At 42.0% G+C, this 22,964-nt stretch carries 25 protein-coding genes; 9 read left to right on the forward strand and 16 right to left on the reverse strand.

Annotated features, from left to right (window positions below; all coding sequences use genetic code 11):
* Positions 1-65 precede the first annotated feature (65 nt).
* Positions 66-389 carry a DUF1825 family protein gene (locus tag OSCI_RS25185; RefSeq protein ID WP_007358030.1) on the forward strand — a complete coding sequence of 108 codons (324 nt, stop codon included), beginning with the start codon at positions 66-68 and terminating at the stop codon, positions 387-389.
* Here the strand turns inward: OSCI_RS25185 and OSCI_RS25190 are convergent.
* On the reverse strand, positions 386-2,311 hold the full coding sequence (locus OSCI_RS25190) for a transglycosylase domain-containing protein (protein ID WP_007358031.1): 1,926 nt from the start codon (positions 2,309-2,311) through the stop codon (positions 386-388). The genes OSCI_RS25185 and OSCI_RS25190 overlap by 4 nt on opposite strands.
* 288 nt (positions 2,312-2,599) lie before the next feature.
* On the opposite strand from OSCI_RS25190, the gene tyrS reads away from it, so the two are divergent.
* The gene (tyrS, locus tag OSCI_RS25195; protein ID WP_007358033.1) at positions 2,600-3,832 is read left to right on the forward strand and encodes a tyrosine--tRNA ligase; all 1,233 of its coding nucleotides are present in this window, start codon (positions 2,600-2,602) and stop codon (positions 3,830-3,832) included.
* Between the two features lie 98 nt (positions 3,833-3,930).
* Here the strand turns inward: tyrS and OSCI_RS25200 are convergent, their stop codons facing one another.
* The 3 genes from OSCI_RS25200 to OSCI_RS25210 all read right to left on the reverse strand — a co-directional run bounded on the left by OSCI_RS25200 (position 3,931) and on the right by OSCI_RS25210 (position 9,152).
* Positions 3,931-5,307, reverse strand: coding sequence for an aldehyde dehydrogenase (locus tag OSCI_RS25200; RefSeq protein WP_007358034.1), 1,377 nt, complete (start codon positions 5,305-5,307; stop codon positions 3,931-3,933).
* Positions 5,308-5,857: 550 nt separating this feature from the next.
* Entirely contained in the window at positions 5,858-6,568 is a 711-nt protein-coding gene (locus tag OSCI_RS25205) for a single-stranded DNA-binding protein (RefSeq protein WP_007358035.1), read from the reverse strand.
* 64 nt (positions 6,569-6,632) lie between these two features.
* Complete coding sequence (locus OSCI_RS25210; RefSeq protein ID WP_007358036.1) at positions 6,633-9,152, reverse strand: mannose-1-phosphate guanyltransferase; 2,520 nt, start codon at positions 9,150-9,152, stop codon at positions 6,633-6,635.
* 449 nt (positions 9,153-9,601) lie between these two features.
* Between OSCI_RS25210 and OSCI_RS25215 the strand changes: the two genes are divergently transcribed.
* On the forward strand, positions 9,602-9,805 hold the full coding sequence (locus OSCI_RS25215; protein ID WP_039963058.1) for a hypothetical protein: 204 nt from the start codon (positions 9,602-9,604) through the stop codon (positions 9,803-9,805).
* Positions 9,806-9,808: 3 nt separating this feature from the next.
* Positions 9,809-10,555, forward strand: coding sequence for a class I SAM-dependent methyltransferase (locus OSCI_RS25220; RefSeq protein ID WP_007358037.1), 747 nt, complete (start codon positions 9,809-9,811; stop codon positions 10,553-10,555).
* A gap of 559 nt (positions 10,556-11,114) precedes the next feature.
* On the opposite strand, the gene OSCI_RS25225 is transcribed toward OSCI_RS25220, so the two are convergent.
* The 6 genes from OSCI_RS25225 to OSCI_RS25250 all read right to left on the reverse strand — a co-directional run bounded on the left by OSCI_RS25225 (position 11,115) and on the right by OSCI_RS25250 (position 16,760).
* On the reverse strand, positions 11,115-11,669 hold the full coding sequence (locus OSCI_RS25225) for an IS4 family transposase (RefSeq protein WP_007358038.1): 555 nt from the start codon (positions 11,667-11,669) through the stop codon (positions 11,115-11,117).
* A gap of 769 nt (positions 11,670-12,438) precedes the next feature.
* Positions 12,439-13,227, reverse strand: a complete 789-nt coding sequence (locus OSCI_RS25230; RefSeq protein ID WP_007358040.1) for a class I SAM-dependent methyltransferase — start codon at positions 13,225-13,227, stop codon at positions 12,439-12,441.
* 186 nt (positions 13,228-13,413) lie between these two features.
* Positions 13,414-14,004 (reverse strand): class I SAM-dependent methyltransferase, encoded by a 591-nt coding sequence (locus OSCI_RS25235; protein ID WP_007358041.1) that lies wholly within the window; start codon positions 14,002-14,004, stop codon positions 13,414-13,416.
* A gap of 332 nt (positions 14,005-14,336) precedes the next feature.
* Positions 14,337-15,293, reverse strand: coding sequence for a S1 RNA-binding domain-containing protein (locus OSCI_RS25240; RefSeq protein WP_007358042.1), 957 nt, complete (start codon positions 15,291-15,293; stop codon positions 14,337-14,339).
* A 63-nt stretch (positions 15,294-15,356) separates the two neighbouring features.
* A complete protein-coding gene (dcm, locus tag OSCI_RS25245; RefSeq protein ID WP_007358043.1) occupies positions 15,357-16,394 on the reverse strand; it encodes a DNA (cytosine-5-)-methyltransferase in 1,038 nt (345 codons plus the stop codon).
* Between the two features lie 33 nt (positions 16,395-16,427).
* Positions 16,428-16,760, reverse strand: a complete 333-nt coding sequence (locus OSCI_RS25250) for a hypothetical protein (RefSeq protein WP_007358044.1) — start codon at positions 16,758-16,760, stop codon at positions 16,428-16,430.
* A 268-nt stretch (positions 16,761-17,028) separates the two neighbouring features.
* On the opposite strand from OSCI_RS25250, the gene OSCI_RS25255 reads away from it, so the two are divergent.
* Complete coding sequence (locus OSCI_RS25255) at positions 17,029-17,412, forward strand: DUF4346 domain-containing protein (RefSeq protein WP_007358045.1); 384 nt, start codon at positions 17,029-17,031, stop codon at positions 17,410-17,412.
* Here OSCI_RS25255 and psb32 read toward each other — a convergent pair.
* Entirely contained in the window at positions 17,409-18,131 is a 723-nt protein-coding gene (gene psb32 / locus OSCI_RS25260) for a photosystem II repair protein Psb32 (RefSeq protein WP_026103863.1), read from the reverse strand. The genes OSCI_RS25255 and psb32 overlap by 4 nt on opposite strands.
* A 133-nt stretch (positions 18,132-18,264) precedes the next feature.
* Here psb32 and OSCI_RS25265 point away from each other — a divergent pair, with 133 nt between their 5' ends.
* Positions 18,265-18,495, forward strand: coding sequence for a hypothetical protein (locus OSCI_RS25265; RefSeq protein WP_007358047.1), 231 nt, complete (start codon positions 18,265-18,267; stop codon positions 18,493-18,495).
* Positions 18,496-18,609: 114 nt separating this feature from the next.
* Here OSCI_RS25265 and OSCI_RS25270 read toward each other — a convergent pair whose 3' ends face one another.
* The 3 genes from OSCI_RS25270 to OSCI_RS25280 form a co-directional block, all read right to left on the reverse strand.
* The gene (locus OSCI_RS25270; protein ID WP_007358048.1) at positions 18,610-19,047 is read right to left on the reverse strand and encodes a hypothetical protein; all 438 of its coding nucleotides are present in this window, start codon (positions 19,045-19,047) and stop codon (positions 18,610-18,612) included.
* A complete protein-coding gene (locus OSCI_RS25275) occupies positions 19,025-19,504 on the reverse strand; it encodes a Panacea domain-containing protein (RefSeq protein WP_007358049.1) in 480 nt (159 codons plus the stop codon). The genes OSCI_RS25270 and OSCI_RS25275 overlap by 23 nt, the downstream gene beginning before the upstream one ends.
* 61 nt (positions 19,505-19,565) lie before the next feature.
* The gene (locus tag OSCI_RS25280; RefSeq protein WP_026103864.1) at positions 19,566-20,924 is read right to left on the reverse strand and encodes an NB-ARC domain-containing protein; all 1,359 of its coding nucleotides are present in this window, start codon (positions 20,922-20,924) and stop codon (positions 19,566-19,568) included.
* A 301-nt stretch (positions 20,925-21,225) separates the two neighbouring features.
* On the opposite strand from OSCI_RS25280, the gene OSCI_RS25285 reads away from it, so the two are divergent.
* On the forward strand, positions 21,226-21,786 hold the full coding sequence (locus tag OSCI_RS25285; protein ID WP_007358052.1) for a hypothetical protein: 561 nt from the start codon (positions 21,226-21,228) through the stop codon (positions 21,784-21,786).
* Positions 21,787-21,880: 94 nt separating this feature from the next.
* On the opposite strand, the gene OSCI_RS30410 is transcribed toward OSCI_RS25285, so the two are convergent.
* The gene (locus OSCI_RS30410; RefSeq protein WP_148288932.1) at positions 21,881-22,075 is read right to left on the reverse strand and encodes a hypothetical protein; all 195 of its coding nucleotides are present in this window, start codon (positions 22,073-22,075) and stop codon (positions 21,881-21,883) included.
* Between OSCI_RS30410 and OSCI_RS32545 the strand changes: the two genes are divergently transcribed.
* Positions 22,058-22,234, forward strand: a complete 177-nt coding sequence (locus tag OSCI_RS32545; protein ID WP_019487840.1) for a DUF6888 family protein — start codon at positions 22,058-22,060, stop codon at positions 22,232-22,234. The two genes, OSCI_RS30410 and OSCI_RS32545, sit on opposite strands and share 18 nt — an antisense overlap.
* Entirely contained in the window at positions 22,234-22,458 is a 225-nt protein-coding gene (locus tag OSCI_RS25290; RefSeq protein ID WP_007358053.1) for a DUF6887 family protein, read from the forward strand. Before OSCI_RS32545 ends, OSCI_RS25290 begins: the two co-directional genes overlap by 1 nt.
* 173 nt (positions 22,459-22,631) lie before the next feature.
* Here the strand turns inward: OSCI_RS25290 and OSCI_RS25295 are convergent.
* The coding region (locus tag OSCI_RS25295) for a HEPN domain-containing protein (protein WP_234708828.1) at positions 22,632-22,964 on the reverse strand (333 nt) is incomplete at its 5' end.

A 22,964-nucleotide genomic window follows, 5' to 3' on the forward strand; every position in this document is an offset into this window, starting at 1 on the left:
TGTTCTCATGCAACTGAAAATCGCTATAAAATAAAAGCAGTTAAATATCAAAAAATAGGACGACAATGGGATTTTTTGATTCAGAAATAGTTCAGCAAGAAGCCAAGCAGTTGTTTGAGGATTATCAATCCCTGATCAAACTGGGTAGCAACTACGGCAAATTTGACCGTGAAGGTAAAAAGATGTTCATCTCCCAGATGGAAGCCATGATGGATCGTTACCGCATCTTTATGAAACGGTTTGAGCTTTCAGAGGACTTCATGGCTCAGATGACAGTAGAACAGTTAAAGACACAATTGGGTCAATTTGGGGTAACGCCCCAGCAAATGTTTGAGCAAATGCACTCAACGCTGGAGCGGATGAAGTCAGAACTAGAAAAACAAGTCTAGGGCCGCTCAAAGTCAGAAGCGGGCCGAAAGTTTTCTACTGGTACATTCTGCAAAGCTTGGCTCATAAAATCGCGCCAAACTGGAGCTACCATTGTACCGCCCGTAGCACCGTAGCTCAAAGGTCTGTAATCGTCATTGCCCACCCAAACCGCAACGGCTAACTGCGGTACGTAACCGACAAACCAGATATCGCGCTCCGAAGATGTAGTCCCAGTTTTGCCGGCTGCGGGCCGCCCGATCCTGGCTGCTGTTGCCGTTCCTTGGTTAATCACCCCTTGCAGCACATTATTGAGAGAAGCAGCGGCCCAAGGGTCAAGAACTAGCTTAGGTTTGGGTGTGTTGTCCAGCAAAACGTTGCCGCTGCTGTCAGTTACTTGAGCAATAAAAGTAGTGTCCGATTGCCAACCATTATTAGCAAAGGTAGCAAAAGCCCCAGCCATTTCCAAAGGAGTCAAGTCAACAGCACCCAAAGGCAGAGAAATTACAGGTTCCATCGGACTCTTAATACCCAGAATCCGGCAAACTTCAATTACTTTATTCAGTCCGACTGCCTGACCAATCTTGATCGCCGGCACATTTAACGATACCTCTAAAGCTCTGCGAATACTGACAGCACCAGAAAATCCGCCGCCGCCGTAGTTTTGCGGAGAGTAGTAACCGTCACCATCGCGGTAGCTAACTGGACTATCGTAGACAACAGAATCAGGGGCATATTTGCCAGAGGCAAAAGCAGTATAGTAAACGAAAGGCTTAAAGGCAGAACCAGGTTGTCGCCGAGCTTGAATGGCGCGGTTGTATTGGCTTTTCTTGTAATCTACGCCACCCGCCATTGCCTTAACGAAGTGAGTGCGGGGATCGACAGCCACCAGAGCAATTTGACCTTGATCGTAATCGCGATAAATTCCGTAATTATAAAGACGTTCGTGGGATTCCTTCACCGTAGATTCAGCTAGACGCTGGAGTTTCAAATCGATCGTCGTCTGAACCCGCATCCCCCCCTTGAGAACTGCATCTCGACCGAACCGCTTAGTCAGCTCATCTACCACTGCTTCGGTTACGTAAGGAACCTGACTCTTGCTAAACGAAGTAATCTTTCCCAACTTAATCGGTTGCTTACGAGCGGCACTTTCTTCTTCTGCCGTAATCCATTTAAGCTCCTTCATCCGATTTAAAACAATGAGCTGCCGCTCTTTAGCCACCTCATATTTAACAAAAGGGCTGTACTCTTCGGGAGCTGAAATCAAACCCGCCATCATCGCCCCTTCTGCCAAGGTTAAGTCCGCAGACGACTTGCCAAAATAACTTTGAGCAGCAGTTTCTACCCCGTACAAATTGTGGCCCCAGTAAACCTGATTCAAATACAGATCTAAAATCTGATCTTTCTTAAGAATTTGCTCTAAGCGGATGGCCATCACAGCCTCAGCTATTTTGCGGCTAAATTCGCGCCGAGGAGACAAAAACAGGTTTTTCACTAGCTGCATCGTCATCGTCGAGCCGCCTTCAACGGTTTTGCCTCGCTCCAAGTTGACCAAAAATGCACGCGCAATACCACCAGGGTTAATACCTTTGTGGGTGAAAAAATTACTGTCTTCGATCGCTAAGACTGCTCGCTTCAAGTGGGGCGAAATTTTGTTGAGGGGTACGACATCTCGGTTAGCCTCATCGTGGATACTAGCTATCGGTTTGCCAGTGATGTCATAAATATGGCTCGTTTCTGTGGGAGAGTAGCTTTGCAGGATGCGAACGTCTGGGAGGTTGCGGAAGCTGATCGCTAAACCAACCAGTCCGCCAGCTACTACCGAACTGGCAAGCATCGTGATGCCGAGTATGGTTCCTGCTGTTACTTTACTAACTGACTGAACGAACTCAAAGACGGGAGCCGAGTTTTCCCGCTGGTTATTTTGGATAGCGTTGGTTGACACTTCAGTTCACTTCCTCACTCGATTTGAGATTTAAGATTTGAGATTTGGGGAGAGAGGCGCTTGCGCCTTCTGCTGGCAACAGAGCTTTGGGATTATATTAACTTGATAGTCGTGTGTTTTAAGCTAGAACTTAAGCGTTACTCACTAAAAATCAACCTTTGCGATCGCGACCTTGGGTAGGGCCAGCCAGCCGTCAGGATCGTAATCATAGAAAATGGTAGTGAGTGCTTAAGTTCTGTAAGCATTAATCCAGTGAGTTTAACGAATTCCACCCCGCCTTTGCAAAATATGTCTTCTAATCAAACTTCAACTCTAACTTCCGATTTTTCGCGACTGCTGCGGGGCATCAGCGAGATTTTCCCCAATCAGCCTGATTCTGAGAACCCTGATGAGAATTTAATCCAACGACTGGCAACTACAGACCGACCTTTGCGGATTAAATTAGGTATCGATCCTACTGGAGCCGACATTCACTTAGGACACAGCATCCCTGTTCGCAAACTTCGTGCTTTTCAGGATGCGGGTCATACAGCAGTCTTAATCATCGGTGATTTTACCGCAAGAATTGGCGATCCGACAGGGAAATCTGAGGCCCGCCGCCAGCTAACACCGGAGGATGTGGCTCAAAATGCCCAAACTTACATTGACCAAGTGCGTCCGATTTTAGATTTTGATACCCCTGGACGGTTGGAAATTCGCTATAACTCGGAGTGGCTGTCTAAGCTTGACTTGACAAAAATTTTGGAACTATTGGCGACGATGACGGTGGGGCAGATGCTCGCCAAGGAGGGCTTTGACACCCGATTGGAACAGGGGACTCCGATTTATCTGCATGAGTTCCTTTACCCGTTGATGCAAGGTTATGATTCTGTGGCAGTAGAGGCTGATGTGGAGTTGGGGGGGACTGACCAAAAGTTTAATCTGGCGGTGGGGCGAGATTTGCAGCGCCATTTTCGGATTAGGCCGCAGTTTGGGATGCTAACGCCGATTTTGATCGGGACTGATGGTATTCAGAAGATGTCGAAGTCTCTGAACAATTATGTGGGTTTGTCGGAACATCCGAGTTTGATGTACCAAAAATTGCAACGGGTTCCCGATAATTTGTTAGAGCAATATTTTGAGCTATTGACAGATTTGCCATTGAATGAATTGCCGCCAGATCCGCGACAAAGACAGCAATTGTTAGCCTTTGATGTTGTAAAACAATATTACGATGAGGAGACTGCTATTCAAGCGCGGCAAACGGCGATGACTATTGGTCAAGGTGATACTACACAAGCTGATGCTGTGCCGGAATTTTCTGTGGGAGAGGTCAAGTTTCCCGCGAAGTTGTTTTATATTCTGAGTGCTAGCGGTTTGTGTGCCAGTAGTAATGAAGCTCGGCGGAAGATTCAAGAAAATGGGGTAAAGTTGGATGGCGATCGCGTTTCTGATGTTAATCTTGCTTTTGAGTCGCCTGCTGATTTACAGGATAAGGTTTTGCAGGTGGGGAAAAATAAGTTTGTCCGCTTAGTTCCTTAAAAAAAATCCGTAACGCCGCCATCCTGGCGGTAAGAAACCGCCAGGATGGCGGCGTTACGTAAGTAATGCGTAAGTCCTATTCATATAGGATTGCTATATCAACCGATCATCTTTTTAATCAAATCTACCTTACCCTGATAAGGAGCATAGCGCCATTTCAGATCGAGTAGAAATGATTTTTTCAGGACACTTTTATAATGGGAAAAAGTATCAAAACTCGCCTTGCCATGATAGCTTCCAATCCCACTATCTCCAACTCCCCCAAAAGGTAAAGATGTCACCCCAAATTGCATCACCGTATCATTTATACACACCCCTCCTGACGAAGTTTCATGCAAAACTCGCTGTTGTTTCCCTTTATTTTTCGAGAAAAAATACAAAGCCAAAGGTTTAGGACGAGCATTGATTTTAGCGATCGCTTCCCCTAAATCATCATATTCCAATACTGGCAAGATCGGGCCAAAAATCTCCTCTTTCATCACGGGCGAATCCCAGGAAATCCCATCTATTACTGTCGGAGAAATATATCTATCCTCTAGATTTATCTCGCCGCCAATAATCAATTCTCCCTCTTTCAAAAAATCTGCCAAGCGTCCAAAATGCTTTTGATTGATAATTCGGCAATAGTCAGGACTTTTTGCCGGATTTTCACCGTAAAATTCTTGAATTGATGCCTTAATTGCCTTTAGCAATTCCGGCTTAACTTTCCGATCTACTAACAAATAATCAGGAGCAATACAAGTTTGACCAGCATTGATAAATTTACCCCAGGCAATCCGTTTTGCCGTATATTCAACTTGAATTTCGGAGTCTACAATGCAAGGACTTTTCCCTCCTAATTCCAGAGTTACTGGCGTTAGATGTTTTGCTGCTGCTTCCATCACTACTTGACCGATTTTGATGCCACCAGTAAAGAAGATATGGTCAAATTTTTCTGCTAGTAATTGTTGGCTAATTTCTACTCCACCTTCAACTGCTGCAATATAAGCAGAATCAAAGTTTTGAGAAATTATTTCTGCTACAAGTTTGGAGGTATGAGCAGCTATTTCAGAGGGTTTGAGGATAGCGCAGTTACCCGCCGCGATCGCGCCTACCAAAGGTGACATCATTAACTGAAAAGGGTAATTCCAAGGCCCGATAATTAGCACAACTCCCTTCGGTTCGGGATAAATGCTGGCAGATGCAGGAAATTGATCGATGGAAGTTGGGACTTTCTTCGGTTTTACCCACGATTTTAGGTGCTTAATGGCATGATTGATTTCTGAGACTGTCGCAATTTCAAAATAAGCCTCATACTCTGGTCGATTAAGGTCAGCATTAACAGCTTCTACAATCCGTGATTGATTGAAAGAGATAGCTTCTTTGAGTCGCTTAAGCTGTTCAATCCGAAAGGTTAAGTCTTTGGTCTTGCCAGTTGCAAAAAACTGCCGTTGCCGATCGATCAGGTCGCTGATTGCTACTATGGGATGGTTCATATTTTTGATTTTATATTTATAAATAAATGTTACACCAGTTTATCAAAATAGGGAATCAAGAGGGAAATGCTTTGATTTGATAAAACCGTTTAGTTGCCTTAAATTCCCATAAATTAGCTTGGGTCAAAAAACTATTTAGCAGGACTTACGCACCCAACTAAAGAAACAATACCCAGGACTTACGCAAAAAAACCCGGTTTCTTTGAAAAATCATCGATTTTTTCGATAGATATTGACGCAGAAACCGGGTTTTTGGCCTCGCGTGCGTAAGTCCTGTTACCAATTCTCCAAGTTATTGAGACAATCTGCATTGTTGAGTTAACTTCAGAAGATCGACCTGCCTCCTCCTGCCTCTACTATTGCATAACTTTGGAGAATTGGTATAACCCCTCTTTTCTCACTTCGAGCAGAGAAAAAGGCTTTCGCCTTGCGATCGCGGGATTTTAGCCATTCTCAATAATTTATGCAACGCTCGGCGAAAGCCTTACAAACCAGTAATTCCAGAAAATTCTCTCCCCGTAGTGACAAAAGAGGGATAACTTCTAACTTTCTAAAAAGGGATCGGATCGTAATCAGGGCCCTCACCTTCCTCAGAAGGAATCGGTTCAATTGAGGGAGAATTTGGAGATTGATATCCTGATGGATTGGATTCCCAATTTTCGGTTCCACTAGACTGATTAGCCGTAGTAGAAACAGGGTTTTGACCTCGATTGCGCGAACCTAGAGATACGACATTACTAGGAGCAGAAACAGGTGCATTTGTAGGAACTTTAGTCTGCTCTGTGTGGGATATATTGGCTGTTGAAAAGGATGTCATCTCCGCTGCTCCGAGACTATAAATCTGCTCAGCGGTTAATTCAGCGCGTTTTTCCTTAAATCCTTCCGGTTTTCGCTCAATCGTGTTCATATTCAGGCGACCTTTAATAATAATGCGATCGCCTTGGTGATAATTGCCGTGAATTTCTTGAGCCAAATTTCCCCATCCTATAACCTTCAAAGTTGATGGGGGATCTTCAGGCCGACTACCTGGAAACTGCACAAGCATTTCAGCTATTTGAGTTTGATTATCAGGGGTGTAGCGGAGTTGCGGTGCTTGAACGATCTCCGCCATCAAAATACAGCTATTCATCAGTTGGTAATTGGTAATTGGTAATTGGTGATTGGTAATTGGTGATTGGTGATTGGTAATTGGTAATTGGTAATTGATAATTGATAATTGATAATTGGTGATTGGTAATTGGTGATTGGTAAGAACTAACACCAACAAACAACAAAAAATAAACCACGCAACTAACTAACAACGATTAACAACTAACAACTAACAACTAACAATTAACAATTTCTGCTTGGCTAACAAAATCGTAAACCAGATTGCGGTACTCCCTCAAACTTTGAGCCACCCAATCGCGGTCATTACTGTTAGCAAAGATATGTACAAGAGGTTCGCTAGCATCCGGTAGAACTAATACCCAATTGTCATCATGGTAACTAAAAATCTTCACTCCATCCACTAATTCTAAATTATCCGGTGAGTGAGATTCTACCAGATAGCGCATCAGCGCTCCCTTCACCGTCCAAGGACAGCGGACACTGTAACTGTCGTGAGTCACATTGGGGAGTTGAGCCTTAATCTGTCCGAGCGATCGCTCTTGAATCGTCATCATCTCAATTACTTTAGCAACACAGAACATCCCATCAAAGCCGGGATGCAGTTGTGGGAAAATAAAACCGATATTGGCACTGCCACCCAAAACCACATTCGGATTTGTGTGAGCCGCCTCCATCAGCGCCGTCGGATTTGCCTTAGTACGAATCACATTACCGTGATGGCGACGAGCGATCTCTTCCACCGCCGAAGAAGTATGAACAGGTACTACTACCGTACATCTCGGATGAGCAGTCAGCATCAGATGTACCATCAGCGCCGTCAACATTTCTCCTCGAATGGCAATACCAGATTCATCAACTAAAATTAGCTGTTCCCCATTTGCAGATACCTGCACTCCAAAGTTAGCATTGAGAGCCTTGACCACGCGACCGAGTTGATCTAGCAAATGCTCTTTTTCTTCCTCTGGGAGGGATGTCTGCTTCAGGCTGGCATTGAGTACCACCGCATCGCAGCCAAACTTAGCTAGGAGTTGGGGTAAAATCGCGCCAGAGACAGCGTAAGCATAGTCAATCACCACCTTAGAATTACTGTAGCGAATTGCTTCAACATTCATCTGCCTTTCAAACCTGCGGCTATAAACATCTAGCGCTTGGTTGAAGTAGACCATATCTCCAATTTCAGGAATTTGTGCCCGCCGCAAATCTTCCTTAAAATAAGCTCCTTCTATTTTTTTCTCAATGGCTTTTGTGATATTGATTCCTTTTGAGTCAAAAAATTCTATTAAAATATTATCAGCTCGATCTGGGGAAAGTCGAACGTGAATCCCCCCCACAATTGATAGTGTGGGTACGACGGCGCGAGTAATCGGAATCGCGCTCGCTTCTAAATTCATCACATTAATGCCTACAGACATTAAACCTGCAATAAAAGACCTAGAAACCATGCGAGAGATGCTACGTTGATCGCGGGAAACCAACACTGAGGCTCCGGGTTTTAAGGTAGAGCCGTAAGCTGCTCCCAATTTAACTGCAAATTCTGGAGTAATATCAACGTTGGCTAATCCCTGCACACCTCGCTGTCCGAAGAGATTGCGCTTGGCTTGGTCTCCCCAAATCAAGTTATTATTCAACTGAGCTCCCGATTCTATTTTTTTACTCGGCCACACCCGAACGCTAGGACTGACTTGAGCTTCTTCCCCTACAGTACACAAAGAACCGACTACAGCACCTTCCAAGACGTGAGCGCGGCGATCGACGCGGGTTCCTCGACAAATCACGCAGGCCCGCAGGTGAACGTCTTCGCCAATAATTGCGCCGTTCCAGATAATGGGACGTTTGAGGTTGGCATCAGCACCGACAGTTACGTTGTCTCCAATTGCGGTGCCGGCGGCAATTTTGACTCTGGGCCCGATGCGGCAGTTATTACCAACGATCGCAGGTGTCTCTATAATCGCAGTTTCGTCAATAAAAGTGTTTTGACCTACCCAAAGTCCCGGCTTTTGTTCGTAATAAGGAAATTCTAGTTTCACCTTTCCGCGCAGTGCGTCATACTGAGCTTCCCGGTAAATATCGAGTTGACCAATATCGCACCAGTAACCAGAGGCGACGTAGCCGTACATCGGCTCATTTTTTTCTAGCAGCAATGGGAATAAGTCTTTCGAGAAGTCACTTTCTGCATTAGCTGGCAGGTAATCTAAAACTTCTGGTTCTAAGATATAAGCGCCCGTGTTGACTGTATCTGAGAAAACTTCGCTGGTGGAGGGTTTTTCTAGGAACCTGCGGATGCGATAGTTTTCATCAGTAATCACCACACCGAATTCCATCGGGTCAGGAACGCGAGTTAAAATCAGGGTAGCTTTTGATTTCATGCTGCGGTGAAAGTTCAGAGCTGCCGTTAAGTCGAAGTCTGTGATGCTGTCGCCGCTAATTACCAAGAAAGTGCGATCGAGAAGTTCAGCAATATTTTTAACACAACCAGCCGTGCCGAGGGGTTGGTCTTCCTCAACGGCATAAGTCATCTGTACGCCAAAGTCACTACCGTCTGAAAAGTGATCGCGCATCACGTCAGGGAGGTAGTGCAGCGTCGCAATAATTTCTGTAATGTGATGCCGCCGTAGCAAATTGACGATATGTTCAGCAATGGGGCGGTTGACAATGGGTACCATCGGTTTTGGTAGATCGCACGTCAGCGGTCTAAGCCGTGTTCCCGATCCTCCGGCCATCAGCACTGCTCGCATAAGTCCTCCTTGCAAAGTTAAGGGTTTCAGGTCATTGTCTAGTAGGAATTCTTGCCTGATCGAACTTATCAGCCTTTAGCTATAAGCCTTCAGCTTGATGATCTGCGAGTATCAAAAATCTAGTGTAGCGATTTGTTCCTGCTCAAGGGCGATCGCCTGATTGCGGAAGTGATTGAAGGAATCAAGCTTTTTTGAGCTTGTTATTTTTTAGTCTTTGGCGATCGCTTTCTTTGGTAAGGTGCAACCCTTACTAGCAAATATAAGCTAAGACTGGTGACAAATGTTACATTACATTATTATAGGCTGTACAGGGGAAAAAAAGTTATAAGTGAAGTGTTAAGTCCTCAAGAATTTTGTAGGCAAGCCGAGGGCGCTGTTGGCTAGAATTGACAAGGGTAGCGCAATGAAGAAGTTTATCCAATCCGATCGGTTATTTAGGGGTTTAGTTGATGAGTACGTTAATTAGCTTGGCGTTGCTAGTCATTTACGGCGGCGGTATGTGGAAGTTCTGGCAGGGGTTTGAGCGGACACCCTTCGACAGGAGCTTTTCAAATCGGCTCAAGCTGTCGTTGCTGTGGCCAGCTTTAATTTTCAATAAATCCTATCGTCAGAACTTTACGAAGGCTCTCAAGGGTTCTCCTAAAAGGTATTGATTGATGTCTAAAAAGCTCGACCGTGCTAGTACAAGTCCACAATCAGAAGGCGATCGCTCTTGGTTTTCTAGTGGCCATCCTGAAAGTTGGCAGGCTCTACTTTCTCAAGTCTCCTCTCGTTTCGATCGCGAATATCGAGGAGAAAATTTCGCTCTACCCGAAGAAGTGGAGGCGATGCCAATTTTTCGGGACTTGGCAGCAGGTACTCTGTTAGCTAAGGTGGCTTCTCCTTTTTGGGAAATTGCCAAACCCCAGAAAAATCAGCGCTGTTTGGATATTGGCTGTGGGGTCAGCTTTTTGGTTTATCCTTGGCGAGACTGGGAAGCCTTTTTTTACGGACAAGATAGCAGCACAGTAGCGCGAGATGCCTTAAATGCTCGCGGGCCCCAGCTAAATTCTAAGCTGTTTAAAGGCGTGCAGTTGGGGCCAGCTCACCGTTTGAATTACGAAGAAAATCAGTTCGATTTGTGCTTCGCGACGGGGTTTAGCTGTTATTTTCCCTTAGATTACTGGGAGGTGGTAATGGGGGAAGTCAAGCGAGTTTTGAAACCGGAAGGTTATTTTGTCTTTGATATTCTCAACCCTGATGCGCCTCTGGCCGAGGATTGGGCAATTTTGGAAACTTATCGAGGAGCTGAGGTATTTTTAGAAGCGATCGCTGATTGGGAAAAATTGATTAAATCTACTGGTGCGAAGGTAGTTAAAAAGAGAAACGGCGAGTTATTTAACCTCTATAAAGTGCAATTTTGAAAAGATATAAATGTTAACTGTTAACGGTTAACTGTTAACGGTTAACTATTAATTGTTAATTGTTAATTGTTAAGACCCTGGGGGGGTGACAACCCGCCCGAAACCCTTATGGGGTAAAGATTGAACCCAGTTGTGATAAAAAAAGATAGGCAGCCGAATTGTTACACGCACTTCCTATCAAAAAAATGTTACCAACATTCTACCAGACCCACTTACAACAATAACTGACGCACGCTCAGTTTCTTCTACTGACAATTTTACTTAAGCTGTTACAATCAGAGAAACAAGTAAAACTCGATCAACTCGCAGGGGTATTTCCCTATCCAATTAAAGCCGAAAGTCGTCGTCGCAAGCTACAACGATTTCTCAACTTACCTCAACTAACGATCGCATTGATTTGGTTCCCTTTGAACGTCGCTTTTATCAACAGGGTATACAGGCTGCAACCCTTATTCATTCTAGCTTGTAGCCCTCTTTGTCACCCTCCCAGGGGAAAATGGCTACAATCTTCATAACATTTTATTTAGGCGTGTTATGCCTGAAGGGGAGACAAGAAAGACTAAAAAGCAGACTGGATAAGGCTTGTGACCCTTCGACCTCGCTGATAATATCGGCGTTTTTGAGGGGAAAGTGACACTAACTCCTCAACTTCTTTGGCAAAAATATCGAGAGAATCTAACCAATCTTGCCCGTGTAAACCCAGGTAAAAACGGCTATGTCTTCGATTTTGACGTTTGGCTTCTTTTGGTCTGCCTACATAATTAGCTACCCCTTTACCTTGCAAATTATCGCCCGCTAAAGTTGCTTGGGTATAGGCAAATGTTATTAAAAGAAGTAGAGATAATAGTCGTTTTCCTTCAAGTTGAGTTGCCTCCAAATTGTAACCACCTTTTTTAAAGTCTCTAAACATTTCTTCAATTCCCATTCGCTTCTTATAAGCAGAAACTACTTGAGACAAGCTGTTCATATTGGTTAATAAAAACCAAGGTTCTTTAGTTTTCTTGCCATGATAAGTTTTTTTCCATTTTGCTACAATATTAAAGTCTCCAAATCCTTTGCTTTTTGTTACCTTAACACCCTCAAAGTAGAGAGATATTCCTGGTTTTAATCCCAAATCTTTTAACGTCTTCCATTCTCCTTTTTCTTGGAAATATTCATGCTTTTACTTTCAAAGATAAGAACCTTTGGAGTCTTTTTCTACGGCTGTCATATTTTATGGTTAAAGGTAATCTATTTGCTAGACTTTCTAAGCGCACCCATTTATGAATTTGAAGAAGATTTATCAAGATGCTAAACATTAATAATTCGGAGGGACTTAGATATAATGCTAGATAAGTTTGGTATAATGGGAGCATATTTTTCATTTCTTAATAAGATAGGTCTTGTTGACAATGCTGACCTATCTTTTTTTATTTTACACGGTTGTGTACCTTGTCAGTTAAGGCTTTCAGTCCTCATTGTCCCCCCTTCAGCCATTTTCCCCCTAATAATACCAACTCCTCCAAACTGAAAAACAAAAGTATAAAAATCTTTACCTCCTCAAAATTCTAAATTTCTGCGATCGCCTTGAAAGTAATTCACTCAGCTTTTGCTGTTTCTTGGAGTAAAAAAATTAAAGTTCCCGCTTAATTTGTTTTATAGTAATGGCTAAAGCCATTACTATGGAATTATAGCAACCGCCAAGGCGATTAGGATTATAGGGGCGAAGCATTATTTGAGATTTTCCATCCTACGCAAAGAAACCGGGTTTCTCTGAAAAATCCAAGCTTTCCAACGAGATATCTAGGAAGAAACCCGGTTTCTGGCCTCGGCTACTCCCCAAATTAGACTCAAATACAGACTTTTTAACCATTCCTGAAGACAAACAAAAATTCCTTATTCATTTAAGCCGGAGGCGCTATAGTTGCTTGAATTTCTAACCATTGTTTGTCACTTTCAATTAAACCATTCTGATTGGAAGGATTGCGTTCCATATAAATAGTTACTAAATCCTCAAGAAAAACCTCGTAAATTTCTTGAGGTATCCTAGAAGTTAAAGAAAGCCACTCTTTTTCAATATGTTGCTTTATTTCTATTTTGCTGTTATGCTTTAACGGTAGGGGAAAAACCTCTACTCTATTCGTACAAAATCCTACAGTTTGTAACATTTTTTTATAGTCAGCAGGCGAATAAAACTGATAATGAAAATTTTTTAATTCTTTCCACTTACTATGCAGGAGTAATTCTTGCAAAATAAAATGAAAGGAATTTTTAGAGCCTTCACCTATAAAAGTTAGTAAAATTTTCCCTTTAGGCTTGATAATTTCTTTAAACCTTGTCAGTACGGAGATATGTTCGGGGATATAATGAAGAGCTTCAAAAGAAACAATCACGTCAAATGATTTTTCAAATTCAAGGCTTCTCGCATCGCCTAATTGAAATTCTACATTCGGGTGATTTTCTCGATTAAACTTACTTTTAGCAAATTCTATAATTTCTGGAAAACAATCAAGACCAATAACATAACCTTGGGGCAAATATTTGGAAATTTCTACAGTTAGTCTCCCGTCTCCACATCCTACGTCTAGGATTTTTTCGTCACCTCGCAATTGGAGTTGTGATATTAAATCTTTTATCCGAAAATGAAAGGAATAAGGATTATTGTAGTAAGATTCTATAGAAGATGAATACATAGCTAAAAAATATCTATTCCCAATTTTTTGCTTACTTTCAATAATTTACACTATATCATGCCTAGTCGTCAAGCGGATATTGGCGCACTCATAAACCGACGCTCGCGGTCAGCCGCGTATGCGATGCAGGCTTTTAAATCTTCCCGTGTTAGATCGGGAAAGTAAATTTAGGTAATTCTACGGCTGTTATATTTCTTTTGATGCGATCGCCTGCACAACTGCTCCAATCCCAGTATGATAAATGCCTTCTATTATATCACGCTCAAGCTCAATTATATGCTGAAACTTTAAGCCAGCTAACTCAAGGCTTAAAGTTTCTTTAGATTGCATCACATCTACTGAATTTCCCCCGCCAGTACCATGCTTCAACTGATCGGGTGTATAAGCCTCAATCAGAAAAACACCGTTTGGCTTTAACCCGGCTACAACTTTTTTATGAAGTTGTTTTCTGACTGAAGAAGGCAATGGACAAAATATAGATACAATTCCATCCCATTGATTTTCGCCTAAATCATAATCTGCTAGATCGGCCTGAATAAACTCAATAACAACCCCATTATCTTCTGCCAACTTTCTAGCCTTATTCAAACCCACTAGAGATGCATCTACAGCAGTTACAGAGTAACCTTGTTTCGCCAGGAAAACAGCATTCCGCCCTTCTCCTTCAGCCAAGCTTAGAACTTTACCTTTGGGAATACTGCTGAAGTTCGCTTCCAAAAAATTGTTCGGGCTTGTGCCATATACGTACTCTTCTGCACTGTATCTTTCATCCCACATCTGTTTTCTCCAATTGTTGATATTGGCACATTTAATGCTAAAGAAATATAACTATATTATACAGAAATTTTCGGTATAATACCCCATAAATCAAATTTTATGGAGTACATCAAAATTTGAGCCTTTCAGGACTTACGCACCCAACCAAAGAAACCGGGTTTTTTGACGACAATACTTCGTTTTGATCCACAGATTCTCTCAAAAACCCGGTTTCTGGGACGACCTGTGTAAGTCCTACCTTTGCCTGATGCAGTCTCAAATTGTCTGGAGGCCTTAAAAAGCGATCGCACCCTTATCAAAGCGCGATCGCATTTCTCCTCATCTCAACTCTTTCAGACAGAATCCTTCTGCCTTTCTTGCATCTGCTGGCGATATTTAGCCGCCATTTCCTCAGCTTTTTCATAAACCAACTGAGGATTTTTTAACATATCGCCCGGTTCGGGTTCTAGTTGCTTAGTTGAAACTGAGATTCGACCCCTCACAGTATCCACATCCAGAATCATTACCTTCACTTCGTCATTAACTTTGAAAACGCTATCAGACGCATCAAAGGGAACGTGGGAAATTTCAGAAATGTGTAGCAAAGCCGGAACATCTCCGATATTGACCCATGCGCCGTAGGGCTTAAGTCCACGTATCTTACCGACAACAACATCGCCCACTTTCAGCTTTTTGATCATGGGTTCAAGCAAAGCACTGCGGTGACTTAGTGACAGGCGATCGCACTCTTCATCCACTTCCAAAAACTTGAGAGGAAGTTCTTCTCCTATCAAATCTTCTTTAGGTTTGTCGGTACAGATATGAGAACTGGGAATGAAGCCACGCAACCCTTCAATCTTTACCGATGCTCCGCCAGGATTCATAGCATAAACTGTGGCGTAAACTGTGACATTTTCTGCTTGCATTTGCCGCACTCGTTCCCAAGCTATGCGACGCTCAAGTTCTCGGATGGACAAGGAAAGTCTGGGATTATTTTCTGGGTCGCTATAGTCACGCACAACCGAAAATTGACGGGTTTCATTTAGCTGCAAAACCTGCTCTGGGGATTCCACTTCAACTATTGACATCTCCCGCAGCGGAATATAAGCAGCTATTTCAGAACCGAGGTCAATCAAAGCGCCTTCGGGTTCCAGCTTACACACAGTCCCGATTACAATTTCACCGAGACTGAAGCTATTTGATTTAGAGTTCACAAGACTATCGGGCTTAACAAGCGCCCGTTGCTGATATTTTTTGCTGATGATGCCGGCATCTAATATCAAATTAGCATGATTATTTCTATCCGTCAAGTTTTTGCTGTAATATAATTTATATTGAGAATAATTCCGCTATCTTGAGAGTCAATAAATCATCTAACTATTGAAAAAAACAAGCTGTCTATACTCTTCAGTTTTTATAAGCGTTCCATTTTGCTCATTTGACAACAAGTTTTGGTTTAATATTTCCTTAGCAATAGCTTCCACCACAGGCACGCAAACCGAGTTACCAATCTGCTTATAACTTTCCCCAACACTTGGATAAATTTTAAAATCTTCAGGAAAACCCATTACCCGATAACATTCCTTAAGCGTCATCTTTCTCACTATCTCTTTCTCAGGAAAATAGATAAAAAATCTACCAGAAGTTTCTTGCGATGGTATAGTTGGATGCACTCCATCTACCGAATAAATCCGATTAGGTTGCCGATGAACTCTCGATAAATGTTCAGTATTTGGCCTCACGCCAGTTTTCCAAGTTCCCTTATTTCTGTAACCCACAAATAACAACCCCGATATTTGCTTTTTTGGACTGTCAATTAAAGTGTATTTCGATCTATCCAAGATTTCAAAATCACCCTCTACATCTAGAAAATCTCGAAGTTTGGGCGGAAATTTAGTCTTCAACTTAGAAAATTTAAACTCTTTACCCTTAGTCCCGATAATAAATATCCTTTCTCGATGTTGCGGAAGTCCAAAGTTTTTAGCATTCAGAATTTTATAGTCCACATTGTATCCCAAATCTCGCAGACTAGCAAGAATTACCTTTAAAGTATTGCCGCGATCGTGATGGATTAAGTGTTTAACATTTTCGAGAACAACAACTTTAGGCTGCTTAACTTTGATAATTTGACAAATATCAAAAAACAAAGTACCTCTAGTATCTTCAAATCCTAGCTTTTTGCCACAAATACTAAAAGGTTGACAAGGAAATCCGGCTACTAAAACATCAAAATCTTCTATCTCATGGGGATTGACATCTTTAATATCACCAAAAGGAACCTCATTAAAATTATTGCTGTAAACTTCTCGGCAGTGTTTATCTACTTCACAGGAGAAAACGCATTCAAAACCTGCATTTTCAAAACCTTGTCTAAAACCTCCAATCCCCGCAAATAAATCTATAAATTTCATTTCAGCATTAAGACAAACTATTTCGCAATCTAATTATAACCGAACCTGTGCTTTTTGGATGACTTCTATAAATTCAGGAGTCAAACTTAAATTAATGGTTCCCGATTCAGTTTCTTCTAGGGAAACTGATAAGGTCTTTTTCATTATTACCCGCAAAATTTGATTAACTAATTTGGAATTATTAAACACTTCTGCTACATCGGGATCGAGCGTAATACTAATCGGAACATCTGCTAATCTATTAATATGATTTTGGGCAAATTCTCGATAATTTTCTACTGTTTCACTCAGCTTGGCAACACTATGCCATTCCTGGTTGTCTACACTATCTAACAACTTTTTTTCTTCTGGTTCTAAAGAATCCATGTTTTTAGTCTCCTAAATGTTTCTTGGTCATTTTTCGACTCGGAATAAGGGTTTTGAGGAAAATATGGGTATTATTTTCTACAAATGGCACTAGATAGAGCGATCGCCTACCTCTTTGAAGATACAAGGCGCGGATTTGCCTAGATAAATGAATCAAACAGAGATGATATCATTAATCTCCCAAACAAGCCCCATAACGAGATAAAATAGAAATAGTGAAAAAAATACAGCTATTGTTCAGCAATACGATCGCTCCCTGTCTTCAACTATGAGTTTAACCTTGGAAAATCTGACGGCAATTGATGACAACCTTTCCAAACGCCACATCGACCTCGACCCAGGCGGCTACTTCATCATCTATCTCAACTGTGAAGCTGGCTTAATTTGTGCCAAACATTTTACGAATATTATCGACGATCGCGGCCTCGCTGTCGATCCAGAAACAGGCAAACCCATCCCTGCACGCGGTAAGGTGGAACGTAATGAGGCCACCATTTTTACTGGTAGAACTGCTAAGGAACTTTGCGTTAAAATCTTTGAAGAAACCCGCCCCAGTCCGGTGACACAATTAGATCACGCAGCTTATCTAGGGCGGGAGTTTGTACGGGCAGAAATGGCTTTATTAAATGGTAAAGAGTATATTCAAGATTAGTTAAAACCTTGATACCAGAAGTATGTCACCATGGGAATTACTGTTGCCAGTACCAACAGTACAACTACAATGAGAGTGGCATTACCAGTATCAGTTTCTTCTGCTCTTTTGAATGTGCCTTCAACTTGAACGTTATCAACAACTTCAGGAGGGCCGGGATCGGGTTTGCCAGAGATTACTGCTGCAATGCGATCGCCTGCTGCTAAAAATGCCTCGTTGTATTTGTTACCTTGTCGTAGCGGTACTTGCACGGTTTCGTCAGCTACACTTTTAGCAATGTCATCGCTGAGGAGGGATTTAACACCTTCCCCTGTACGAATTGCCGTGTTATTGGTGACTGTATCGAGGACAAGTACAATTTGATTAGCTTGTGCTTCTGGGGTGGGAAACCATTTTTGAAACAGTTTCTCGGCGAAACTAGCGGCGGTTTCGCCGTAGTCGAAGCGGTGGATGGTAACGAATCTGACTTCCTTGCCAGTCTCCTTTTCGAGATTATCGAGGACGCTACTGATATTACCTTCGCTGATCCGGCTGAGGATTTCGCCTTTGTCGATCACCCAAGTGCGATCGCCTGGTGATAGATTGGGAATTTCGTAAACGCCAGTCGCCTGTGCGGGTAATGCTAGCATCTGAGTAGCAATAACAAAGAGTGCGATCGCTAGCATCAGCCGCTGGACGTATTTCTTGCAGTTGAAGACTTCGTGGAGGAGTTTTATCATTTGGTTGACCATTAAACTTACTTTTCCCCAAAAATACTATACAAACCGCCGTAAAATTCATCTTTAGAGAGGGCGATCTTTAAAATCAGCCCCGCAAGCAAACCGCAAGCGAAATTTTTTTCAGATTGCAACTATGGAACCGGCAGAAACGTACAAAGGTTGGATTATTCAATCCCAGAAAGTATTTTACGTCGAGACTTGGGATGCCAACGGCAACCACCACGTCGCCGTCCAAAATGCCAAAACTGAGGAGGAGGCGTTGGAACTTGCTAAAAAATGGATTGATCGATATGAGTCAAAACCTGCAAGAACGCCAATGGATGAACCCCGACCTTTTGGGGACATGATTGATATGCCGTTTTGAATCTCTTAGAGGGAAATTTTGCGCGATCGCTTTGACTCAGCGGGGGAGTGCGATCGCGTTTTTATGTAACGCAATTGTCTCAGGGGTAAAAAATTGTCTAAAATTATGATAATTTTAACTGTAAAGATTGTGGTCTGGATCTAGCCAGACAATATAAAAAATATTTTCACTAAAAAATCCATGTACCCTGCCGTATTCATTAGCAGATATTTGAAACTGGTAAGGCGTATTTACAAGCTGATCTTCATTAGGAAGACCAAAACCATTAGGTTCAGTTGTATCTTGCCAAACTATTCCATGACAGCGCAGACTTTTACTCTGATTATTAATAATTTCTTGTGCTTTCAATTGTGATAAATCGCGCAGCCTTTTCAACAGAGATGCTAGATATTTAGCATCTCTACCCCTAATTGAAAATTTATCTTTATCATCCTGATAATACAGGAAGGAAAAACTAATTCCTTCCGGTATTTTTACATCTTTGCGCTTGATGCTAGATAAGGAGGGCTGGCCACGTAGCTCTGCTTTTTTAGGTTTGTTCTTCGATGACACGGGTTTTGTAGTAGTCTCTCATTAATTCCTTCGTAATAATAGCATGACAAGGTTGATCTCTTGGCAAGTCGCCTCTCGCTTTAATCCAAGGATCTTCACGGCGTACCATCAATTCTAACTCATAAGCATCGAGAAAGAAATACTCGTCAGATAAGTCGTCTAAAAACTTTTGTACTTCCTCTGGAAACTCTGGTTTTTCGACTTCTTTCAGAATTGGCTTAAACCCAAATTGTTCTTTGTATTCGTAAAATAAAGCCGGGATAGTCGGCCCATGTACCCAAGCTTGAAAATCCTCATCAAAAAGGGGTGTATCTTCAAAGGCTAGATACCACGCTTGGGCATAATACAATAGTTTTTGTAGCTTTTGGTTGCTGAGGTAGGAGCCTACATCATTCGCGAACCAGATGTAGTAATCAGCGAGTTTGGAGAGTGTTGTCACTGGAGCTATGGTAGTCATAGAGCTAGACTAAATAAGTTTGATAATCTTAATGATAGCACAGAGCGATTTTAGATTTGAGTTACAATCCTTTGATATACTGCCTTAGTATAGGTGAAAGAGTATAAAGGTTTTCTGGTTTTTCAATGAAGCAACGCCGCGATAGAGATTGCACTGCATTTATTAAATCTGACGGTGAAATCATACTATTTTCTAGCAATTTTGCCAGGTTAACAGGCTCGTTTTCCCTAGCCAACAAGAACATAACTTGTTTTTCTATCTCCGATAATCGATTAAACTGTTGCTGTAAAACATCTTTCAAATCTTCGGGCAATAATGTGGTATGATTTTGTAATAACTCATTAGCGTCGTATCCTAATTCTACAATCATATTAGCCACACTTTTTAACCATAAGGGATTGCCTTGATAGTGGTTAATTAGTATATCCCAGTAGTCTTGTGGTTCTAAACCTTCTTCTTTAAAAATTTCCCTTGCGGTTGTAGTGTCTAAACCTGTGAGAGTGAGAGTATATATGGGGGTATTTTTATTTTTAATTTGAGCAATTTCTCGCGGTGCTTCCCAACCAATGAGTAGCAGGCAACTGTGATGGGATAAGTCTTTAATTTGTTTAAAAAAGCCGCGATATTCTTCATATCCCGGTTTATACTGACCTGCAAGTTGTCCGCTACTGAAAAGGTGATGGATGTCATCTAAAATTATCAAACACCGATCCTTTTGTAGATATTTGATGAGAGGTAATGGTTTGAGATTAGTTGCTGGTGAGTTTATGTCTGTTGGTTGAGATGAAAATTCGATGAGGTTAGTTTGAAGTTCGAGTAGAGTTGGGGATGTTTCTAAGCTTCGCCAAATTACATATTGAAATTCATTTTTAATCTGTTGTACGAGTTGTGTTACTAGGGCGGTTTTGCCGATACCGCTGATGCCGTTGATGGTAATAAGTTGAATTTTTTCTGTTAAAATTGATGTTTTTAGGGTGTGGAGTTCGGAAGTGCGATCGTAGAATGCACCTAATCTCGGCATCTCACTTAAATCATGATGTAAAGTTGGGGTTTGTTGTGGGTTAGATGTTTGTTGATTTGGTGAGTATGAGTTTTCTCTTGTGTCTCCACAGATAGTAACGCTACCAATTTGAGCGTAATCTTGTGCAAAATGTGAAAATTTGATTTGCAACCTTTCTATTGTTGCTCGAAAATTTGATTTCTTGACTTTTTGTCCTAATTCCTCTGAAAATATCTGCCATAACTTTGAGCCAACATCCCTGACATAACTCTCATCACAGTGCTTTTCCTTGGCAATTTGGGTGTATGTTTCATCTTGTAGAGTTCCTCGCAGAATTGCCTCTTGTAAGTCGTCTAGGTGCTGACCCGTCTTGGCAAATACCATCTCGTCAGCCATTTTTAACACTTCCTTAAGATTCATGGAGTATTGTGGATGTCTTGATTTTTCGTATTATACCCAACATTTTCCAACATTTTCTGGCATTTACCAACATTTTTCGCGCGGGGGAGTTGGATTAGCAGATCAAATTGCCAACAAAATTAAGCATTTTTGAGTGGGTAAACTTTTGATTTATAAGGAATCATGGAAGCAGTAAGCTGTTTGGCATTTAAACCGCATTTTTTGGGAGATGGAACCTTTGGCTGGCATAGATGGCTCTGTAAATTTAAATGGTGAACAGCTTATCAAGTTATCTCTGGTTATTTGCTAACAAAGGTATTTTATGCTTAACAAAATGGCAGTGATGAGTTTGGCAACAGTAATGATCGGGTTTGCGGTGTCTCCTGTCTATGCTGATGGTGTATTTTCAACCTCAAATTTGAGGATTGGTAATATCAATCTTTCTCTGAGTAATTCTGGTAAAGTTCTTACTAAAACAGACGGAGCTACAGGAAAATGGTTAGGTCAGCAAAACTTTGTTGAGTTCTATGGCATGATGTGGGAACCTCAAAGCAGTGTTCTCTTTGTGGCGGGCAAACTAGAGGGAAGTAATCAACCTGTCCTTGTCAAAATTAAATCTACTGGTGGAGGTGGACAGAATATGTTTGCCTTAGCGCCAGATGGAAGCTCAGTCTCTGGGTATAACTACCGTCTAGGATCACAGTTGATGAGAGTCAAAAACATGAGTTACAATGGCACGCTAGCAATTGATAACGGTTCAGGAATTATCTACAGGATAAAGGGCGTGGGCGGCACTGGAAATAATATGTTTGCACTTGCTAATAATACAGCCTGTCAGACATTGCCAAACTATCGTTACTTCATCGGTTGCAGCTACTATTAATGATTGCCTAGTTTAATCCCTGATTGTATTGGACGGACGAGTGATGTCCTAGTCTGATCGCTGGTAGGTTGGGTTTCCTTTCCTCAACCCAACCTCATTTTCCCCTCACAATCTTATCCATTTCCACCATTTTATGCAATGATTTGATGAAGTGCGATCGCCTCACCCAACAAATAGCGATCGCCACCAAAAGAAAGACCAATAATGCGATAATCAAGCGATCGAGATCGGCAGGTGCTATAATAATTGGCGTGTCGAGTGAGTGGTTTGAATGCCTACTAATGCTCAACTAAGAGGTTTATATCGTCTTAGCTATTGGCTAACGTATATTATGCTTCAGCCCATACACCTTGTCTGCATTGATGATCGAACAAGCAACCTGTATGTTTTAGCGGGAAATACTGAAAACCTTGAATTCCAAATTACTCCAAATGGGGAGGTGTTCTGATGAGGCAAGTTAACTATGCTGCCATGTCTGATGAGGAATTAAGACAATATTTTCTCAGACATCGTGAAGACAAAGCGGCTCTTCGAGCCTATTTGGATAGGCTCAGTTACCGCCCGCGTCATATTATTACCACCGTAGACGATCCCGACTTTGATGCTAAAATCCAAGCAGCAGTTCTGCGCCAAATACAAGCAGTCGATAGTAACGGTGAAGCGGCGGTGTAAATCTATCAATATTCTAACGCCCTTTATGAGTGAAGAAGAATGAGGAAGACGATAATGCGATCGCACCTCTTCTAGGTTGGGTTCCCTTGCGTCAACCCAACCTCATTTTCCCCTCACAATCTTATCCATTTCCACCATTATAATGCAATGATTGGAAGGAGTGCGATCGCTTTTTATGGATTCAAACTCAAACTTAACCTAATTTCTTGCCGGACTTCTTTACAAAACTTTAATGCTTCACGCGCTGTATCTTTATCAGCAGAAGCCCCTGGATAGCGATAAGCAACTGCAAAAACTGTTAATGCTAAAAGTTTCTGGCGAAAAGTATCATAAGTAGGCTCCACAGGTAAAAGTAAATCCAATAAAACTGTTAAATTATGAGTTTTACTGAAAGCAATTCCCGATTCTTGCAAACGCGCTTTCAGATATTTCTCAATACACTGTTGAGCGTGAAAACAGGCCGCATCATAGTTAGGAGATTTCCTGGCTCGTAGCTCCCGCAAAGC

Origin of the sequence: Kamptonema sp. PCC 6506 (genome assembly GCF_000180455.1) — a bacterium.
GTDB lineage: Bacteria > Cyanobacteriota > Cyanobacteriia > Cyanobacteriales > Microcoleaceae > Kamptonema > Kamptonema formosum.

Coding starts and splice junctions, on each gene's coding strand:
- OSCI_RS25185 (WP_007358030.1), top strand. CDS start 66: ATGGGATTTTTTGATTCAGAAATAGTTCAGCAAGAAGCCAAGCAGTTG.
- tyrS (WP_007358033.1), top strand. CDS start 2,600: ATGTCTTCTAATCAAACTTCAACTCTAACTTCCGATTTTTCGCGACTG.
- OSCI_RS25200 (WP_007358034.1), bottom strand. CDS start 5,307: ATGAACCATCCCATAGTAGCAATCAGCGACCTGATCGATCGGCAACGG.
- OSCI_RS25210 (WP_007358036.1), bottom strand. CDS start 9,152: ATGCGAGCAGTGCTGATGGCCGGAGGATCGGGAACACGGCTTAGACCG.
- OSCI_RS25215 (WP_039963058.1), top strand. CDS start 9,602: ATGAGTACGTTAATTAGCTTGGCGTTGCTAGTCATTTACGGCGGCGGT.
- OSCI_RS25220 (WP_007358037.1), top strand. CDS start 9,809: ATGTCTAAAAAGCTCGACCGTGCTAGTACAAGTCCACAATCAGAAGGC.
- OSCI_RS25230 (WP_007358040.1), bottom strand. CDS start 13,227: ATGTATTCATCTTCTATAGAATCTTACTACAATAATCCTTATTCCTTT.
- OSCI_RS25235 (WP_007358041.1), bottom strand. CDS start 14,004: ATGTGGGATGAAAGATACAGTGCAGAAGAGTACGTATATGGCACAAGC.
- dcm (WP_007358043.1), bottom strand. CDS start 16,394: ATGAAATTTATAGATTTATTTGCGGGGATTGGAGGTTTTAGACAAGGT.
- OSCI_RS25250 (WP_007358044.1), bottom strand. CDS start 16,760: ATGGATTCTTTAGAACCAGAAGAAAAAAAGTTGTTAGATAGTGTAGAC.
- OSCI_RS25255 (WP_007358045.1), top strand. CDS start 17,029: ATGAGTTTAACCTTGGAAAATCTGACGGCAATTGATGACAACCTTTCC.
- psb32 (WP_026103863.1), bottom strand. CDS start 18,131: ATGATAAAACTCCTCCACGAAGTCTTCAACTGCAAGAAATACGTCCAG.
- OSCI_RS25265 (WP_007358047.1), top strand. CDS start 18,265: ATGGAACCGGCAGAAACGTACAAAGGTTGGATTATTCAATCCCAGAAA.
- OSCI_RS25275 (WP_007358049.1), bottom strand. CDS start 19,504: ATGACTACCATAGCTCCAGTGACAACACTCTCCAAACTCGCTGATTAC.
- OSCI_RS25280 (WP_026103864.1), bottom strand. CDS start 20,924: ATGAATCTTAAGGAAGTGTTAAAAATGGCTGACGAGATGGTATTTGCC.
- OSCI_RS25285 (WP_007358052.1), top strand. CDS start 21,226: ATGCTTAACAAAATGGCAGTGATGAGTTTGGCAACAGTAATGATCGGG.
- OSCI_RS32545 (WP_019487840.1), top strand. CDS start 22,058: ATGCCTACTAATGCTCAACTAAGAGGTTTATATCGTCTTAGCTATTGG.
- OSCI_RS25290 (WP_007358053.1), top strand. CDS start 22,234: ATGAGGCAAGTTAACTATGCTGCCATGTCTGATGAGGAATTAAGACAA.